This window comes from Bradyrhizobium sp. STM 3843, assembly GCF_000239815.1.
Taxonomy (GTDB): Bacteria; Pseudomonadota; Alphaproteobacteria; order Rhizobiales; family Xanthobacteraceae; genus Bradyrhizobium.
In genome coordinates this window covers 25,663-44,236 of sequence record NZ_CAFK01000088.1, presented here as the reverse complement: position 1 = coordinate 44,236, position 18,574 = coordinate 25,663, and the positions used below count along the sequence as shown (strand labels likewise).

Annotated in this window: 15 protein-coding genes; 10 read left to right on the top strand and 5 right to left on the bottom strand. The window is 63.6% G+C overall.

The window, feature by feature from the left end; translation table 11 throughout:
* Positions 1-92: 92 nt before the first annotated feature.
* Positions 93-827, bottom strand: a complete 735-nt coding sequence (locus BRAS3843_RS12165) for an SDR family oxidoreductase (RefSeq protein ID WP_008969187.1) — start codon at positions 825-827, stop codon at positions 93-95.
* A gap of 169 nt (positions 828-996) precedes the next feature.
* Positions 997-2,802: an IlvD/Edd family dehydratase gene (locus BRAS3843_RS12160; RefSeq protein WP_008969186.1), complete on the bottom strand. Its 1,806-nt coding sequence runs from the start codon at positions 2,800-2,802 to the stop codon at positions 997-999.
* A gap of 223 nt (positions 2,803-3,025) precedes the next feature.
* Between BRAS3843_RS12160 and ugpC the strand changes: the two genes are divergently transcribed.
* From ugpC to BRAS3843_RS12130, 6 genes are all read left to right on the top strand, one after another.
* A complete protein-coding gene (gene ugpC, locus BRAS3843_RS12155) occupies positions 3,026-4,087 on the top strand; it encodes a sn-glycerol-3-phosphate ABC transporter ATP-binding protein UgpC (RefSeq protein WP_008969185.1) in 1,062 nt (353 codons plus the stop codon).
* Between the two features lie 62 nt (positions 4,088-4,149).
* Positions 4,150-5,472: an ABC transporter substrate-binding protein gene (locus tag BRAS3843_RS12150; RefSeq protein WP_008969184.1), complete on the top strand. Its 1,323-nt coding sequence runs from the start codon at positions 4,150-4,152 to the stop codon at positions 5,470-5,472.
* 210 nt (positions 5,473-5,682) lie between these two features.
* Positions 5,683-6,639 (top strand): sugar ABC transporter permease, encoded by a 957-nt coding sequence (locus tag BRAS3843_RS12145; protein ID WP_008969183.1) that lies wholly within the window; start codon positions 5,683-5,685, stop codon positions 6,637-6,639.
* Positions 6,636-7,568 carry a carbohydrate ABC transporter permease gene (locus BRAS3843_RS12140; protein WP_008969182.1) on the top strand — a complete coding sequence of 311 codons (933 nt, stop codon included), beginning with the start codon at positions 6,636-6,638 and terminating at the stop codon, positions 7,566-7,568. Before BRAS3843_RS12145 ends, BRAS3843_RS12140 begins: the two co-directional genes overlap by 4 nt.
* A gap of 258 nt (positions 7,569-7,826) precedes the next feature.
* Complete coding sequence (denD, locus tag BRAS3843_RS12135; protein ID WP_008969181.1) at positions 7,827-8,813, top strand: D-erythronate dehydrogenase; 987 nt, start codon at positions 7,827-7,829, stop codon at positions 8,811-8,813.
* Between the two features lie 33 nt (positions 8,814-8,846).
* The gene (locus BRAS3843_RS12130) at positions 8,847-10,016 is read left to right on the top strand and encodes an acetyl-CoA acetyltransferase (RefSeq protein ID WP_008969180.1); all 1,170 of its coding nucleotides are present in this window, start codon (positions 8,847-8,849) and stop codon (positions 10,014-10,016) included.
* 196 nt (positions 10,017-10,212) lie between these two features.
* On the opposite strand, the gene BRAS3843_RS12125 is transcribed toward BRAS3843_RS12130, so the two are convergent.
* Complete coding sequence (locus tag BRAS3843_RS12125; RefSeq protein ID WP_008969179.1) at positions 10,213-11,100, bottom strand: EamA family transporter; 888 nt, start codon at positions 11,098-11,100, stop codon at positions 10,213-10,215.
* Between the two features lie 44 nt (positions 11,101-11,144).
* On the opposite strand from BRAS3843_RS12125, the gene BRAS3843_RS12120 reads away from it, so the two are divergent.
* Complete coding sequence (locus BRAS3843_RS12120; protein ID WP_008969178.1) at positions 11,145-11,792, top strand: ABATE domain-containing protein; 648 nt, start codon at positions 11,145-11,147, stop codon at positions 11,790-11,792.
* 5 nt (positions 11,793-11,797) lie between these two features.
* On the opposite strand, the gene BRAS3843_RS12115 is transcribed toward BRAS3843_RS12120, so the two are convergent.
* Positions 11,798-12,361 (bottom strand): DinB family protein, encoded by a 564-nt coding sequence (locus BRAS3843_RS12115; protein ID WP_008969177.1) that lies wholly within the window; start codon positions 12,359-12,361, stop codon positions 11,798-11,800.
* 240 nt (positions 12,362-12,601) lie between these two features.
* Between BRAS3843_RS12115 and BRAS3843_RS12110 the strand changes: the two genes are divergently transcribed.
* The 3 genes from BRAS3843_RS12110 (at position 12,602) to BRAS3843_RS12100 (ending at position 16,640) form a co-directional block, all read left to right on the top strand.
* Entirely contained in the window at positions 12,602-13,810 is a 1,209-nt protein-coding gene (locus BRAS3843_RS12110) for a CoA transferase (protein WP_008969176.1), read from the top strand.
* A gap of 4 nt (positions 13,811-13,814) precedes the next feature.
* Positions 13,815-14,981, top strand: a complete 1,167-nt coding sequence (locus BRAS3843_RS12105; protein ID WP_008969175.1) for an acyl-CoA dehydrogenase family protein — start codon at positions 13,815-13,817, stop codon at positions 14,979-14,981.
* 939 nt (positions 14,982-15,920) lie between these two features.
* Positions 15,921-16,640, top strand: a complete 720-nt coding sequence (locus BRAS3843_RS12100; RefSeq protein WP_008969174.1) for a class I SAM-dependent methyltransferase — start codon at positions 15,921-15,923, stop codon at positions 16,638-16,640.
* Here the strand turns inward: BRAS3843_RS12100 and glsA are convergent.
* A complete protein-coding gene (glsA, locus tag BRAS3843_RS12095; RefSeq protein WP_008969173.1) occupies positions 16,637-18,499 on the bottom strand; it encodes a glutaminase A in 1,863 nt (620 codons plus the stop codon). The genes BRAS3843_RS12100 and glsA overlap by 4 nt on opposite strands.
* Positions 18,500-18,574 lie beyond the last annotated feature (75 nt).

Genomic DNA, 18,574 nt, shown 5'->3' with positions numbered 1-18,574 from the left:
CGAAGCGCGTCTCGAACCATGAGGCCTCAATGGGCATCCGAGGCCTCATCCTTCGAGACGCCGCTGCGCGGCTCCTCAGGATGAGGAGCGAGTCAGAGCGTCCAGCCGCCGTCGATGCAGTGCGCTACGCCGGTCGTGAACGCGCTTTCGTCGCTGGCGAGATAGACGGCCAGATGCGCGATCTCCTCTGGGGTGCCGAGCCGGCCCATCGGTTGCCGCGAGATGAAGGTCTCGAGGCCACCTGCACCGGCGGCCGCCGCCCGGCCCAGCATCGACGGCGTCTCGACCGTGCCGGGGCAGATGCAGTTGCAGCGGATGCGTTTGCCGACGAAGTCGGCGGCGACCGAGCGGGTCAGCGCTCCGACTGCGGCCTTGGTGGCGGCGTAGACGTAGCGGTTCGGTGCCGCCTTGAACACGCCGGCGGCGGACGCGATGTTGACGATGGCGCCGCCGCCCTGGTCGAGCATTTTCGGCAGGAAGGCCCGGATGGTGCGATGCATCGACTTGACGTTCAAGTCGAAGGAGAAATCGAAATCCTCGTCGGAGCAATCGAGGATGGTGCCGTGATGCACGAAGCCGGCGGCATTGAGCAGGATCTCGATCTTGCCGACCCGCTCGGCCATCGCATTCACGGCGGCCGTGTCGCGGACATTGAGAAGAGCGGTCTCGGTGATGCCTTCGCTCTTCAGCGTCGCGAGACCCTTCTCGTCGATATCGGTCGCGAACACCGTGGCGCCCTCGCGGGCAAAGGCGATGGCGCAGGCGCGGCCGATGCCGGCTGCGGCTGCGGTAACAAAGGCGCGCTTGCCCTTGAGGCGGTCTGACATGGGGAGCTTCCTCGAATTTCTTGTCTCGAATTCTTTCGTCGTCATTCCGGGATGCGTGCGAAGCACGCAGGGCCGGAATCCATGACCACGATCGTGAGTATGGATTCTCAGATGCGCAATTGCGCATCATAGCTCGCGCTTCGCGCGCCCCCGGAATGACGCCGGTCGGCTAGTGGTTGTGGCGCGCGACGCCGACCTTGCCGGCGATGTCGTGATAGCGGGTGGCAAATTCCATGCAGGCGCCGGTGGCGTGCTGGCCCACGGTCTTGCGATAGAGCTCCTGCCACGGCGTCTGGTTGGCCGGATGCTGGAAGCCGCCTTTGGCCTTCAGCTCGGCGTGGCGCTTGGCGACCTCCTCGTCGGAGATCAGGATGTTGGCCGAGCCCTTGTTCAGATCGATGCGCACCCGGTCGCCGGTCTTGAGAATCGCAAGACCGCCGTCTGCCGCAGCCTCCGGCGACGCGTTCAGGATCGAGGGCGAGCCCGAGGTGCCGGACTGCCGGCCGTCACCGATGCAGGGCAGGGACAGGATGCCACGTTTGATCAGCGCGGCCGGCGGCTGCATGTTCACCACCTCGGCGCCGCCGGGATAGCCGATCGGGCCGGCGCCGCGGATGAACAGCACGCAGTGCTCGTCGATGTCGAGTGCGGGATCCTCGATCCGGTGGTGATAATCCTCAGGACCCTCGAAGACGATGGCGCGGCCCTCGAAGGCGTTCGGGTCCTTCGGGTTGCTCAAATAGCGGTCGCGGAATTCCGTCGAGATCACGCTGGTCTTCATGATCGCGGAATCGAACAGGTTGCCGCGCAGCACCAGGAAGCCGGCATCCTTCACCAGCGGCTTGTCGTAGCTCCAGATCACCTCGCCGTCGGGCTTGGGCGCTTCGCGGCAATTGTCGCCCATGGCGCGGCCATTCGCGGTGATCGCGTCCTCATGGATACGGTTGTGCCGCATCAATTCGTGGATGACGGCGGGCACGCCGCCGGCGCGATGGAATTCCTCGCCGAGATAGAAGCCGGCCGGCTGCATGTTGACCAACAGCGGCACGTCATGGCCGACTTTTTGCCAGTCGTCGATATCGAGCTCGACGCCGATATGGCGCGCCAGCGCATTGATATGGATCGGGGCATTGGTCGAGCCGCCGATCGCGGAATTGACCACGATGCAGTTCTCGAACGCCTTGCGCGTCAGGATATCGGACGGCTTTAGGTCCTCCCACACCATGTCGACGATGCGCTTGCCGGTCTCGTAAGCGATCTGGCCGCGCTCGCGATAGGGCGCGGGGATGGCCGCGCAGCCCGGCAGTGACATGCCGAGCGCCTCCGCCAGCGCGTTCATGGTCGAGGCCGTGCCCATGGTGTTGCAGTGGCCGATCGAAGGCGCCGAGGAGGCCACGATCTCCATGAACTCCTCATAATCGATCTCGCCGGCGGCGAGCCGCTCGCGCGACTTCCACACCACGGTGCCGGAGCCGGTGCGCTGGCCCTCGTGCCAGCCGTTGAGCATCGGGCCGCCCGAGAGCACGATCGCGGGAATGTTCACCGTCGCCGCCGCCATCAGGCAGGCCGGCGTGGTCTTGTCGCAGCCCGTGGTCAGCACCACGCCGTCGAGCGGGTAGCCGAACAGCACCTCGACCAGGCCGAGATAAGCGAGGTTGCGGTCGAGCGCCGCCGTCGGCCGTTTGCCGGTCTCCTGGATCGGATGGGTCGGAAACTCCATCGCGATGCCGCCGGCGGCACGGATGCCTTCACGGACGCGGTGTGCCAATTCGAGATGGTGGCGATTGCAGGGCGACAGGTCGTTGCCGGTTTGGGCAATGCCGATGATCGGCTTGCCCGACTGCAATTCAGCGCGGGTCAGACCGTAATTCAGGTAGCGCTCGAGATAGAGTGCGGTCATGCCCGGATTGGTGGGATCGTTGAACCACGCGCTGGAGCGCAGTTGACGCCTCACGCCGGTGATCGGCTTGTTCATGGTTCCTCCCGCACTGCACACATGCCCTGATCGTGTGCATCTTCACAAGTTGGCCAATGTCGCATGTCGAAAATCCGCACGCAATGTCAGTGACAAGAGGTCGCAACTTACGACTTTGATCCAACGACACCGTACGAAAATTCTGCTAAGACGCTTTGCAACAAAACCAAAGCTGCGGCAACGTCCGTGGCAAGCATAGCAAGTCCGTGGAGGGAACAGATCTATGTCGTCCGTGCATATTCGCGACGTCAGGAAGTCGTTTGGTGGGTTCGAAGTCCTGCACGGCGTGACCATCCCGATCGATGACGGCGAGTTCGTTGTCCTGGTCGGGCCCTCCGGTTGCGGCAAGTCGACCTTGTTGCGGATGCTCGCAGGGCTGGAAAACATCACCTCGGGCACGATCTCGATCGGCGAGCGGGTGGTCAACAACGTCCAGCCCAAAGAGCGCGACATCGCGATGGTGTTCCAGAATTACGCGCTCTACCCGCATATGACGGTCGCGGACAATATGGGCTTCTCCTTGAAGCTGCGCGGCGCCAGGCCCGAGGATATCAAGAAGGGCGTGGCGCGGGCCGCGGAAATCCTGGCCCTCACCCCGCTGCTCGACCGTTATCCGCGCCAGCTCTCGGGCGGCCAGCGCCAGCGCGTCGCCATGGGCCGCGCCATCGTGCGCGACCCCCAGGTGTTCCTGTTCGACGAGCCTTTGTCGAATCTTGATGCCAAGCTGCGCGTGGCGATGCGCACCGAGATCAAGGAGCTGCACCAGCGGCTGAAGACCACGACCGTCTACGTCACCCATGACCAGATCGAGGCCATGACCATGGCCGACAAGATCGTGGTGATGCATGACGGCATCGTGGAGCAGATGGGCTCGCCTCTCGATCTCTACGACAAGCCGGACAACCAGTTCGTCGCCGGCTTCATCGGCTCGCCGGCCATGAACTTCCTGAACGGTCACTTGAAGGCCAACGGCCAAGCCTATGTCGAGACGGACAATGGCGCCAAGCTGCCGCTGGCCACGGCGCCCGCGGCCTCCGACGGCCGGCCGGTGGTCTATGGCGTCCGGCCGGAGCATCTCGAGCTCGCCGGCGACGGCATCGAGGCCGAGGTCGTGGTGGTCGAGCCGACGGGATCGGAGACCCAGATCGTCGCCCGCATCGGCAGCCAGGACATCATCGCCGTGTTTCGCGACCGTCACGATGTCAACCCTGGAGAAAAGATCCATCTGCGTCCGCGGGCGTCGGCGGCGCATCTGTTCGACAAGGATAACGGCCGGAGGATTTAACCGCCGGCCGTTCGACGCGACCACAACAACAAGCAGAATATTGCAATGGGAGAAAACTTCAGATGGCTGATTTCCTGACCGATCGGCGGTCTCTGCTCAAGGGCGGCGCGACCGTGCTGGCCGCGGCCGCGACCATGTCCAGCGAACAGCTGCTCGGCTATGCCAAGGCGTGGGCGCAGACGTCGCCCTGGAAGCCGGAGCCTGGCGCCAAGATCAACCTGCTGCGCTGGAAGCGCTTCGTCGAGGCCGAAGACGTCGCCTTTATGAAGATCGTCGACGCCTTCCAGAAGGCCAACAACGTCACGATCAACGTCTCCAATGAATCTTATGACGACGTCCAGCCCAAGGCCTCAGTCGCGGCCAATACGGGGCAGGGGCTCGACATGGTCTGGGGCCTCTACACGCTGCCGTTCCTGTTCTCCGCCAAATGCGTCGACATGACTGATGTCGCCGATTACCTCGGCAATAAATGCGGAGGCTGGACCGACTCGGGAAAGGCCTATGGCATGCTCGACGGCAAATGGATCGGCATCCCGGTGGCCGCGACCGGCGGCCTCGTCAACTACCGCGTCGCGGCGATGGAGAAGGCGGGCTTCAAGGAATTCCCGAAGGACCTTGCCGGCTTTTCCGAGCTGGTGAAGGCCATGAACAAGAACGGCACCCCGGCGGGCATGGCGCTCGGCCACGCCTCGGGCGACGCCAATGGCTGGGTTCATTGGGCGCTGTGGGCACATGGCGGCAACCTGATCGACAAGGACAACAAGGTCGTCGTCAACTCGCCGGAGACGGCCAAGGCGCTCGAATACGTCAAGGGCCTCTACGACAATTTCGTGCCGGGCACGGCATCCTGGAACGACTCGTCCAACAACAAGGCCTTCCTCGCCGGCCAGCTCTATCTCACCGTCAACGGCATCTCGATCTATGTGACGGCGAAGAAGGAGAACCCGCAGATCGCCGAGGATATGAATCACGCGCATCTGCCGGCGGGTCTCGACGGCAAGACCCGCGAACTGCATCTCGGCTTTCCGATCCTGGTCTACAACTTCACCAAATATCCGCAGACCTGCAAGGCGTTCACCGCCTTCATGCTGGAGCCGGACCAGTTCAACCCGTGGATCGAGGCGGCGCAGGGCTATCTGTCGCACTTCCTCAAGGCCTACGACGCCAATCCGATCTGGACCGCCGATCCCAAGACCACGCCGTACCGTTCAGTCGCCGCCACCGCGCAGACGCCGGCTGGTGTCGGCAAGCTCGGCGAGGCCGCGGCGGCCGCGATCGCCGACTTCGTCGTGGTCGACATGTTCGCGAACTATTGCACCGGGCGCGAGGATGTGAAGACCGCGATGGCCACGGCCGAACGTTCGGCCAAGCGCATCTTTAGGTGAGGACGTGACATAGACGCAGGGTAGTCGCGCCAGGCTTTGCCTACCCTGCGTACCTGCTGTCATTCCGGGGCGATGCGAAGCATCGAACCCGGAATCCCGAGGTGAGGAGATGAGCAAAGCCAATCTCGAGATTCCGGGTTCAAGGCCTTCGGCCTTGCCCCGGAATGACGCTTTGATAGTTGCTACGGCCCAATTGGAGCTGCTCTGGGAATGAGTACCGTTCAGACTTCGCTGCCCGCAGGTGCGGTGGCCTCAGGCGAGCCATCCTGGTGGTCGCGGCTGCAAACCAACCGTAACTTCATCGCGCTGTGGTTCATGCTGCCGGCGGCGGCCTTCCTGATCCTGTTCCTGGCCTATCCGCTGGGGCTCGGCGTCTGGATGAGCTTCACCGACGAGAAGATCGGCCGTACCGGCATCTTCGTCGGCCTCGAGAATTACGAATGGCTCTGGGACGATGCGATCTTCTGGCTCGCGGTATTCAACACGCTGCTCTACACCATCGTCGCGAGCGCCATCAAATTCGCCATCGGGCTCTATCTCGCGCTGCTGTTGAACCGGCGCATGCCGTTCAAGGCAATCATCCGCGCCATCGTGCTGATCCCCTTCATTGTGCCCACAGTGCTGTCGGCGATCGCGTTCTGGTGGATTTATGACGCGCAGTTCTCGATCATCTCGTGGTCGCTGATCAAGCTCGGCATCATCAACCACAACATCGATTTCCTCGGCGACACCAATTGGGCGCGCGCCTCCGTGATCATCGCCAATATCTGGCGCGGCGTGCCGTTTGTGGCGATCACGCTGCTGGCGGGTCTGCAGACCGTGTCGCCGTCGCTGTATGAAGCCGCCACGCTCGACGGCGCCACCAATTGGCAGCGCTTCCGCTACATCACCTATCCGCTGTTGACCCCGATCATCGCGGTCGTGATGACGTTCTCGGTGCTGTTCACCTTCACCGACTTCCAGCTGATCTGGGCCTTGACCCGCGGCGGGCCCGTGAATGCGACCCATCTGATGGCGACCTTAAGCTATCAGCGCGGCATCATCTCGGGTCGGCTGGGCGAGGGCGCGGCGATCGCCACCGCCATGATTCCGTTCCTGCTCGCGGCGATCGCGATCTCCTGGTTCGGCATGCAACGGCGCAAATGGCAGCAAGGATCCGACCAATGACCGACACCATGCTGCAATCAAAGACGGCTGCGCAGGCCACCGTGAACGCGGCCGCGCTCGCCGCTTCCGACGACAGCGAAGGTATGAGCTATCTGGAGTCGCTGCCGCGACGGCTGATCACGCTTTATCTGCCGCTGTTCGTCATCCTGGTCGTGCTCTTGTTCCCGTTCTATTGGATGGGGCTGACCTCGATCAAGCCGGACGAGCAGCTGATCGACATGAACACCTACAACCCGTTCTGGGTTGTGCATCCGACTTTCAAACACATCCAGAAGCTGCTGTTCGAGACGCAATATCCGCGCTGGCTCTGGAACACGATGTATGTCGCGGTCGGCGCCACCACGCTGTCGATCATCGCCTCCGTGCTTGCGGCCTATGCGATTGTGCGGCTGCGCTTCAAGGGCGCCGATACCGTCGGCATCCTGATCTTCTTCGCCTATTTGGTGCCGCCGTCGATCCTTTTCATCCCGCTGGCCTCTGTGATCCAGGCCTACGGCCTGTTCGACTCGCCGCTGTCGCTGATCCTGGTCTATCCGACGCTGCTGATCCCGTTCTCGACCTGGCTGTTGATGGGCTACTTCAAGACCATCCCGTTCGAGCTCGAGGAATGCGCGCTGATCGACGGCGCCAGCCGCTGGCAGATCCTGGTCAAGATCGTGGTGCCCCTCGCGGTACCCGGGCTGATCTCAGCCTTCATCTTCTCGTTCACGCTGTGCTGGAACGAGTTCATCTACGCGCTGACCTTCCTGCAATCGACGCCGAACAAGACGGTGCCGGTCGCGATCGTCAACGAGTTCGTCGATGGCGACGTCTACAAATGGGGCTCGCTGATGGCCGGCGCCCTGGTCGGCTCGCTGCCGCTCGTGATCCTGTACGCCTTCTTCGTCGAGCACTATGTGTCGGCGATGACCGGCGCGGTGAAGGAGTAGGGTCGGATCTGGCCTGTGGTGAAAGGCGATCGTGCTGTACGGGCAGTAGACCCTCTCCCCTTGTGGGAGAGGGGGGCGCCGAAGGCGCCGGGTGAGGGGTCTCTCTCCACATATGAGATTGCCGTACCAAACCCCTCACCCGATCGAGTCCGCGGCTGACTTCAGTGCAGCCCTCTCCCGCAAAGGGGAGAGGGCGTATTCACGGGCAGCGCGCAGTAATCTGCTGCATAACAAGAACAAACGATAAGGAGTATCCCCTTGCATATCCTGGTTCTGGGCGCGGCCGGCATGGTCGGACGCAAATTGGTCGAGCGCTTGGTGCGCGACGGCAGGCTCGGCAATTCCGAGATCAGCCGCCTGACCTTGCAGGACGTGGTGGCACCGACCAAGCCTGAGAAGGCCGGCTACCCGGTTGACGTCGTCGCCGGCGATTTCGCCGTGCCCGGCTTTGCCGAGAAGCTGGTGGCCGGTCGGCCCGACGTGATCTTCCATCTCGCCGCGATCGTCTCGGGCGAAGCCGAGCTCGATTTCGACAAGGGCTACCGCATCAATCTCGACGGCACCCGGATGCTGTTCGATGCTGTCAGACTGGTCGGCGATGGCTACAAGCCGCGGCTGGTCTTCACCTCCTCGATTGCGGTGTTCGGCGCGCCATTCCCCGACGCGATCGGCGACGAGTTCTTCCACACGCCGCTGCTCAGCTACGGCACCCAGAAGGCGATCGGCGAGCTGCTGCTCGCCGATTACACCCGCCGAGGCTTTTTCGAAGGCGTCGGCATCCGCCTGCCGACCATCTGCATCCGCCCCGGGCTGCCGAACAAAGCCGCCTCCGGCTTCTTCTCCAACATTCTCCGCGAGCCGCTCGCGGGGAAGGAGGCCGTGCTGCCGGTGTCCGAGGACGTCCGCCACTGGCACGCGACGCCGCGCTCGGCGGTCGGTTTCCTGCTGCATGCCGCGACCATGGATACTGCGAAGATCGGCCCGCGCCGCAATCTCACCATGCCCGGGCTCTCCGCGACCGTCGGCGAGCAGATCGCTGCGCTCAAGCGCGTCGCCGGCGAGACGGTCGCCGCCCGGATCAAGCGCGTGCCCGACCCCTTCATCATCGGCATCGTCGATGGCTGGCCGCGCAATTTCGAGGCGAAGCGTGCCCGCGAGCTTGGATTCACCACGGAAGAGCATAGCTTCGATGACATCATCCGTATTCACATCGAGGACGAATTGGGTGGAAACTTCGTCGCCTGATTTACGCTCGATTTGGTTCTTGGGAGGAACATCATGACAGCCAGCATTGTGGGGTGGGCCCATACACCATTCGGCAAGTTCGACGCCGAGACGGTGGAGAGCCTGGTGGTGAAGGTCGCCAACGAGGCGATCGCCGACGCCGGCATTGCCGCTGGCGATGTCGACGAGATCGTGCTCGGCCATTTCAATGCGGGCTTCTCGCCACAGGATTTCACGGCGTCGCTGGTGCTGCAGGCCGATCCGGCGCTGCGCTTCAAGCCGGCGACGCGGGTCGAGAATGCCTGCGCCACCGGCTCGGCAGCCGTGCAGCAGGGCCTCCGCGCCATCCAGGCCGGCGCGGCCAGGATCGTGCTAGTGGTCGGTGTCGAGCAGATGACGCGCACGCCGGGGCCCGAGATCGGCAAGAATCTCTTGAAGGCGTCCTATCTGCCCGAAGACGGCGACACGGTCGGCGGCTTCGCCGGCGTGTTCGGCAAGATCGCGCAAGGCTATTTCCAGAAATATGGCGACCAGTCGGACGCGCTGGCGCTGATCGCGGCCAAGAACCACAAGAACGGCGTCGCCAATCCCTATGCGCAGCTGCGCAAGGATTTCGGCTTCGACTTCTGCCGCTCCGAGAGCGAGAAGAATCCCTATGTCGCCGGCCCCCTGAAGCGCACCGACTGCTCGCTGGTCTCGGACGGCGCCGCCGCATTGGTGCTGGCCGATGCGGAGACGGCGAAGAGCATGCGCAAGGCGGTGAACTTCCGCGCCACCGCGCACGCCCAGGATTTCCTGCCGATGTCGAAGCGCGACATCCTCCAGTTCGAAGGCTGCACCGTGGCGTGGCAGCGCGCGCTGGAGAAGGCGGGCGTGAAGCTCGACGATCTCTCCTTCGTCGAAACCCATGACTGCTTCACGGTCGCCGAACTGATCGAGTACGAGGCAATGGGCCTGACGCCGAAGGGGCAGGGCGCGCGCGCCATCAAGGAAGGCTGGACGCAGAAGGACGGCAAGCTCCCGGTCAATCCGTCCGGCGGGTTGAAGGCCAAAGGCCACCCCATCGGCGCCACCGGCGTCTCGATGCATGTGATGACCGCGATGCAGCTCCTGGGTCAGGCGCCCGAGGGCATGCAGCTGCCCAATGCCCAGCTCGGCGGCATCTTCAACATGGGCGGCGCTGCGGTCGCCAACTACGTCTCGATCCTGGAGCCGGCGAAGTAGGGCGCCGACGTAAGGCGCTTACGTCGCCACCTCAGCAGTGTCGTCCCGGCCTTGCGCCGGGACCCATAACCACAGGGCGCAATTTTGCGAAGGCCGTCAGCCACTACGCCTCGTCGATAGGCCGCGGCGTATGGGTCCCGGCGCAAGGCCGGGACGACAAGTTCGGGTGACGCAGGTTCACGCGTTCTCTCGACGGCTATGTCTGGCGCGCCACCAGGAGTCCGCCGACCGAGGCGACGACGAGCAGCGCGCCGAACGCCATCGCGATGCCGATTGTCTCTCCAAGCACCGCCCAGCCTAACAGCAGCGCGATCAGCGGATTGACAAAGGTGTAGGTCGCGACCAGCGACGGCGAAACGCGTTTGAGCAGCCAGGTGTAGGCCGCAAAGGCGAGCACCGTGCCGGCCAGGGTCAGGTACATCCAGGCTCCCAGCGCAGCACCCGAAACACGATCGATCTGGAACGACGAGAGCTCGCCGCGCCACGCGCTCATCAACATAAGAACGGCGCCGCCGCCCAGCAGGGCGATGCCGGAGAACGCGACCTCCCTGTCCTTTGGCGACCAGCGTTCCGAGAGAACCGTGCCGACGGCCCAAGAGAACGCGGCAGCGATGAGCAGCGCAATATCGCCGTACGCCGCAGTACCAGGCGCGTGATCGCCTTGGCCCATGACGACGAGCCCAACGCCTGCGAGCCCTGTGGCCAGCAAGCCAAGCTGCTTCGCCCCGGGCCATTGTCCGCCCGGCAGCACGGCGCCGATCAGGGCAATCCAAAAGGGGATGGTGGCGAGAAGAACGGCAGCCAGCCCGCTCGGCACGCGCTGCTGGGCATAGGCCAGGGTTCCGTGACAGCCCACGAACAGCAGCATGCCGCAGAGGCCAGCGCGAACCCATGTTCCCCCATCGACCGTCCGGCGGCTGAACCAGGCCGCAATCAGCAGCAGGCTTCCGCCGACCACCGATCGTGTGCCCATCAGCAGGAACGGCGGCATCGCAGGAAGCGCAAGCGCAACTGCCAGATAGGTTCCGCCCCAGACCAGATAGATCACGGCAAACGCGGCTGCCACGGCAAGCTTGGAGGACATTGTACGTAACCCGTTAGACGGTTATGATATCCGTCCAACCGGATATGACGGAGTTCGTTCCGCTGCCAGGGCACGTCAAATCATCGAAGCAGTCCCGTATCCACGAGGATCTTGCGATCCGCTTCGTGAACACGGTTGCGTGGCGGCTCAGGGATCCGAACGAGGAGCGCCTCGGCTCACCGGAGGCTCTGCTGGTCTGGCTGCAGCAGAATGGACTGATCTCGCTCGCCGAGCGCCGTCGTTTGGCGTCGCGCTGGAAGGCTCAGCCGGACGCGGCCGCAGCTGGCTACGACATTGCCTTGCGCTTGCGCGAGGCGATCTATGCGCTGCTGCTGGCCGTGATCAAGGAGCGGGCGCCGGTCACGGCGGCCATGACGTTTCTCAGCGAATTCCTCGGCCGTCCGTCTGCGCTCCGCCTTCATTGGCAAGACCGTGGACCGAGTTGGCGTGCAACGCGCAACGCGCCAAACATAGATGATCTGTTGCGGCCGATCGCGCTGGCGGCCGCGGCTCTGATGACCGGCCCTCGTGCTGACAGGATCAAGCAATGCGAGGACGATCGCGGCTGCGGCTGGCTGTTCGTCGATGACAGCCGGCTCAAGAACCGGCGCTGGTGCTCGATGGGCGATTGCGGCAATGTCGCGAAAGCGCGCCGTCACCGCGCTCGCGCCGTCGCAGCGGGCCGGCATTGAGCACCTTAGTCTCGCCAGACGGTCTCCTCGCTCCAGCCCAGCTCGACGAATTCCGCTGCCCGCAACGGCGCTTCGTCGGCGGCGAAGAACTCGTCGAGCTGTGGCGGCGCGACGCCCGTTCCTGACAGCATCGCGTGCGCCTGGCCGCGATGATGGATGTCGTGCTGGAACAAATGCATCAACAGCCGGTCGCAGCGTTCGTTCTGCACCCGCGTGCCGCGGTTGATCCGGACCGTGTGATTAAGCCTCTCGGGTGTCAGCGCAGCGCAGAATGCGATCAGGCGGCGATCCATTGCTCCTTGCGCGCGTCTGAGGTCCGCTAGCAAGGGAAACGGCACCTCGTTCTGCCACGCCGCGGGTCCCAGCCATCCGCCTTCGAGTGCATCGATGTAGAACAGGTCGATGATGTAGATATGGTTCAGCGTGCGCTGCAGGCTCGGGAAGAAGCCGGTGCGCTCGGCGGCGAATTCGTCGCCGCCGAGCTTCTCGCACGCTGTCAGCAGCCGGTGATTGGCCCAGGCATTGTTGTAGGCGAAGGCGCGAAAGGTCAGGACGAGATCGGGGGGCATCGGTTGCTTTCGATATGGGTGTCGGTGTCAGCATAGGCTGCTTGGATCGAGAGCGCAGGTCGCGAAATGGACGCAGCTGGCATGCCGGAGGCCATCGTCGAGGCCCGATTTGTCCGGTGGCCGGAATGATGTCCTCGCTGCTGGCGACAGACGCATACCCCCATACTCCGGCCGTGCTTGATCTCGCCGCCGCGCTGCCGTTAGCTCGCAGGCAACAAACGAGAGGGAGCCGACGCCACCATGGGACCGCTTGCGGGCATCAAGGTCATCGACATGACCACTGTGTTGATGGGGCCTTATGCCACCCAGATGCTCGGCGATTACGGCGCCGATGTCGTCAAGGTGGAGCCGCCGGAAGGCGACATCACCCGCCAGGTCGGGCCCTTCAGGCATCCCGGCATGGGGCCGGTCTATCTCAATACCAACCGAAGCAAGCGGGCGATCTGTCTCGATCTGAAGCAGCCTGCGGGGCGCGAAGTGGTGCTGCGGCTGCTCAGGGATGCCGACGTTCTCGTCTACAATGTCCGGCCGCAGGCGATGGCGCGCTTGAACCTCGGCTATGATGTCGTCGCCAAGATCAATCCGCGGCTGATCTATGCCGGCGTGTTCGGCTTCGGCCAGGATGGGCCCTATGCAGCCAAGCCCGCCTATGACGACCTGATTCAGGGCGGCGCAGGGCTCGCGCATCTGATGGCGATCGGCGGCGATGGCACGCCGCGCTACGTGCCGAACGCATTGGTCGACCGCATCGTCGGGCTCACGGCCGTCGGCGCCATCTGCGCCAGCCTGGTGCATCGCGACCGCACCGGGCGCGGTCAGCGGCTCGACATCCCGATGTTCGAAACCATGACCGGCTTCGTGATGGGGGACCACATGGGCGGGCTCACCTTCGAGCCGCCGCTCGACAAGGGCGGCTATGCGCGGCATCTGTCGCGCGACCGCAGGCCGTACCAGACCGCCGACGGCCATATCTGCGTGATCGTCTATAACGACAAGCAGTGGGAGGCCTTCTTCGCAGCGTCCGGCCGCACCGATCTGCGCGACGATCCTCGCTTCAGGACATTCGCCGGCCGCGCGGCCAATATCGACCTGGTCTATGCGGAGCTCGCGCGCATCTTTCTGACCCGCACGACGGCCGAATGGACCGAGCTTCTGGCGAAGGCCGACATACCCGTCATGCCGATGCATACGCTCGAAAGCGTCCTGCAGGATCCGCATCTGGTGGCGACCGATTTCTTTCCCGTCGTGGAGCATCCGACCGAGGGGCCGATCCGCAGCATGCGGGTATCAGCGACATGGTCCGAGACCACGGCAGAGCCGCCGCGACCGGCGCCCCGTATGAACGAGCACGGCGAAGCCATCCTGCGCGAGCTCGGATTTTCATCTGACGACATCGCCGCGATGATCCGCGACGGCGTGACGACGGCTTCACCGGCCGCAAAGGAGTGAGACGATGGACTTCGCGCTGACTGCGAATCAGGAAGCGATCCGGGAAGCGATCGAAAAGATCTGCGCACGCTTCGACGATGCCTATTGGCTCACAAAGGACAAAGAGGGCGGCTTTCCGGCCGACTTCCATCGGGCGATGGCGGAAGCCGGCTGGCTCGGCATCTGCATTCCCGAAGACTATGGCGGCTCCGGGCTCGGCATCCTCGACGCCGCGATCATGATGCGCACCATTTCCGAGTCCGGCGCCGGCATGTCGGGCGCGTCAGCGATCCATATGAACGTTTTCGGGCTCAATCCGGTCGTCGTGTTCGGCACCAAGGAGCAGTGCGCGCGCATGCTGCCCGGCATCGTCGACGGCCGCGAGCGCGCCTGCTTCGCGGTGACCGAGCCGAATACGGGGCTCAACACCACGCAGCTGAAGACACGAGCGGTGCGCAAGGGCGACCGCTATGTCGTCAACGGCCAGAAGGTGTGGATCTCAACTGCGCAGGTTTCAGAAAAGATCCTTCTGCTTGCGCGCACCACGCCGCTCGATGAGGTCAAGCGCCCGACCCATGGCTTGAGCCTGTTCTATACCGACTTCGATCGCAGCCGCATCACGGTGCACGAGATCGAAAAGATGGGTCGCAAGGCGGTTGATTCGAACGAGTTGTTCTTCGAGGATTTCGAGATCCCGGTCGAGGATCGCCTGGGCGAGGAGGGGCGCGGCTTCGACTACATCCTGCACGGCATGAATCCGGAGCGCATCCTGATCGCAGCCGAAGCGGTCGGGCTCGGCCATCTGGCGCTGTCGCGCGCCGCCGCCTACGCGAAGTCGCGCCAGGTGTTCAGCCGTCCGATCGGCATGAACCAGGCGATCCAGCATCCGCTTGCCAAGAACTGGATGGAACTCGAATCAGCATGGCTGATGACCCTGCAGGCCGGCTGGCAATATGACCGGGGAATGGCCTGCGGTCCTGCTGCCAACAGCGCGAAATATCTGGCGGCAGAGGCCGGGTTCCACGCCTGCGAGCAGGCGGTGATGACCCATGGCGGCTTTGGTTACGCCAAAGAATATCACGTCGAGCGCTATCTTCGCGAATCACTGATCCCGCGGATCGCGCCGATCAGCCCGCAACTGATTCTCAGCTTCATCGCCGAGAAGGTGCTCGGCCTGCCGAAGTCGTATTGAAATGTTGATCTGCCATCATAGCGCCATTCGCGCCGCAGCGCAAAACAGCTTCGCCATTTTGTCGCCACGATGAAACCGGGTCCGATGAACCAGGGAATGACAGAGGATTTGGATGCCGGTGAGCAGCGACATCACCGATGTCGCATTCCGGCTGTGATCTGCGCCCCGGGTGCCGGGGCGGAACGATACGCCATACGCAGCTCTTCGTCCCGCCCCGTATCGCAGCGTGCGCGCGCGATACCCGTTAGACGCTTTACGCTTACTCGTTACGCTTACTCTTTACGCCTACGCTTACTCGTTACACATACGCATACTTACTAACGCAGGACTCGTACTCACTCCCGAATGAGCCGCGACCGGCTCACGCCTCATCTTTCCGGCGATGAAAAAACTGATACGCAGAACCCCCAAACAGAGCTTCATGGCCAGTAGAAGAGGACGCTGGCGATGACGAGCAGCGCCGTCACCGCCAGCATGTGCGCAAGTGCCTCCGACGTCGCCCTCTTTGTGGCTTCCTTCATGCCGTTTCCTCCCTGGACACTGGACACGACTCATCGCTGCGCAAAAACACGCGCGAACGCTGGCTGGAATTTTACTCGGAACGCCCCTGCGTCGATCTCGCTTTGCGAGTCCCCACTCGGCATCGATCGACAGTTCCAAAGATCGTCTGGCAATGCGGCGCCAATTGGGCTCGGTTATGTTGGTCCTGCGTCGGACTGTCGGTAACGTTTAGGCGAGCGCGCGCAAATGGCAGCAATATCAGGAGACTACTTGAATAGATGATGATCTGTGTATTGCAACTTGAAGTAATTTGTCCTCGAAAGCGTGTCTCGGAGATTTCGTGACAATGTCATGTCAGACGCAATATTACGCACGTTGGTGTGCGCAGTGCTGAGCTACGCAGCGATCATTTGAGCGCAAGGCATATTGGAGGATCTTATGAGTAACGGCTGGGATGAATCCGCGCGGGCGTGGATCGACGCCAATGGCGAACGTGGCGATTGGGCAAGGGAGCACGTGCTCGACCCCGTCATGCGGGAGCGCATCGCGACCGGGCGATTTCACAACGCGCTCGATGTCGGCTGCGGCGAAGGCCGATTTTGCCGGGTGCTGAGCGCGATGGGGATCGCGGCGACCGGTATCGATCCCACCGTGCAGCTCTTGAAGACCGCGCGCGAACGCGATCCGTCCGGCGACTATCGCGCCGGCCGCGCGGAAGCGATGGAGTTCGAAACCGCAAGCTTCGATCTCGTCATCAGCTACATCACGCTCATCGATATTCCGGACTTCCGCGCCGCGATCCACGAAATGGCGCGCGTGGTGCGGCCTGGCGGTTCGGTGCTGATCGCAAACCTCACCGGCTTCACCTCGGCTGGTGCAGCACAGGGTTGGGTCAAGGACGATGCCGGCCGCCACCTGCATTTCCCGGTGGACCGCTATCTTGAGGAGTTTCCGTTCTGGTTCGAGTGGTCGGGCATCCGGATCGAGAACTGGCACCGTCCGCTCTCGGCCTATATGTCGACATTCCTCGAGAGCGGGCTTCGTCTTGCCTTCTTCGCCGAGCCTGCGCCGGTGTCCGGCGAACGCGTGCATCAGGAACGCTTCCGTCGCGCGCCGTGGTTCGTGGTCATGGAATGGCAGAAGCCGATAGCCGCCTAATTCGGTGTCAGCAGGTTCAGCCGGGCGTTCGCGACGATCAGTCGGTCAGCGAGAAGCTGGGCGAGGTTGCGCATGATGGCAACGCAGGCCTTGGGATGCTGGTCGCGGAAGCGGTTGAAATCAGCCAGCGGAATCTCGAAAGCCGTGGCTGAAAAATCGGCGAACACGTCGGCGGAGCGCTGCGGCTCCAGCAGCGCCATCTCGCCGAAGGCCTGGCCGGCGGTCAGGGTCGCAAGCCTGATGCCGTCGGGCAGGGTGACGTGGACGGCACCGGAGCGCACGAAGAACAGGCTCGTTGCGGGCTCGCCGGCGGCGATGATGCGTTCACCCTGCTGATAGTGTTTGATGGTCGCGAGCGCGGCAAGCTCGCCGAGCTCCGTCTCGGCAAGCCCTGCCAGCAGCGGCTGCTCGGACAATTCGGTGGTCTCCAGGAAGTCGATGGCCCCGCCATGGCGGTAGACGATCTGGTCCTCCGCCCATTCGATGGCCGTATCGAGCAGATAGAAGTCGCGCACATTGTTGATGTCGCCGGTGCGCTCGATGATGTCCTGCCATTCCGCCGAGCTGCGGCGGATGCCGGACAGCACCACGGTGACGTGGAAGTCGGCGAGCTCGTGAAACAACTCGGCGAGCAGCCGCAAGCCGGCCGGTGTCATCGCGGTCACCCGGCGCAGGTCGAAGATCACGAATTGCGGTCTCTGGTTGGCCGCCAGCCGGCGCGAGACGTAATCGACGCTGGACAGTGAGAGCGTACCGACCAGCTCCAGCACCCGCACGGCGTCGGGATGTTGGACGAGGATGTTGCGCTCATGCGCGCGGCGGCTGCGCCGCGACGGGCTCGCGCCGATATCGTAGTCGGCGATGATCGAGGTCCGCGCATCGTCGCTGCGGCTCAGCATGTGGAGGCCATAATGCGAGGACAATGCCTCGCAAACCTTGATGCCGCGCACGCTATTGCCGTGATGATCGAGCCGCGGCGAGTAGCTGCCGAGCCCGAGCCGCGCCGGCAGGCTTGCAAGGATGCCGCCGCCGACCCCGCTCTTGGCGGGAATGCCGACGCGATAAATCCATTCCCCTGCGAAGTCATACATGCCCGAGGAGGTCATCACCGACAGCGTACGCGAGACCGCATAGGCACTCACCACCTGTTCGCCGGTGACCGGGTTGACGCCGCGATTGGCGAGCGTGGCCGCCATGATCGCGCTGTCGCGCGCGCTCACCAGCACGGCGCATTGCCGGAAGTAGACCGCGAGCACCGCAGCCACGTCTTCGCGGATCACGTTGGAGGTGCGCAGCAGATAGGCGATGGCACGGTTGCGGTCGCCGGTCGCGCTTTCGGAGGTGAACACGGCGTCATCGACATCGAGCGGCCGGCCGGCGAAGCGGCCGAGTGCCTCGCGGATATAATCGAATGCGCCCTCGCCCTTGGCCTCACGGATCAGGCCGGTGCAGGCGATCGCACCGGCATTGACCATCGGGTTGAAGGGATGGTTGTCGGCATTGAGGCGGATCGAATTGAAGGGATCGCCTGACGGCTCGACACCGATCACGCGTTCGACCTTGTCGGCGCCGAGCGTATCGAGCGCCAGCGCGAACACGAAGGGTTTTGACATCGACTGGATGGTGAAGGGAATGCGGCTGTCGCCGACTTCGTAGACGTGGCCGTCGAGCGTGGCGAGGCCGATGCCGAAATGCGACGGATCGGCTTTGCTGAGCTCGGGGATGTAGTCGGCGACCGCGCCGTCATGGTCGGGCCAGAAATCCGCATGGCAGGCCGAGAGAAACCGTTGCAGCGGCGGTAGCGACGCGCTGGCCCAGTGCTGGGGATTGCGGAGCGGTCTTGGGCGTGGTGTCGTCATGGTCGGGCTCGCCGGGAAATCATCTCCGGCGGTTTATGTCGCAGGCGTGCCAGATCAGCCAGCCCACTCTTTCCG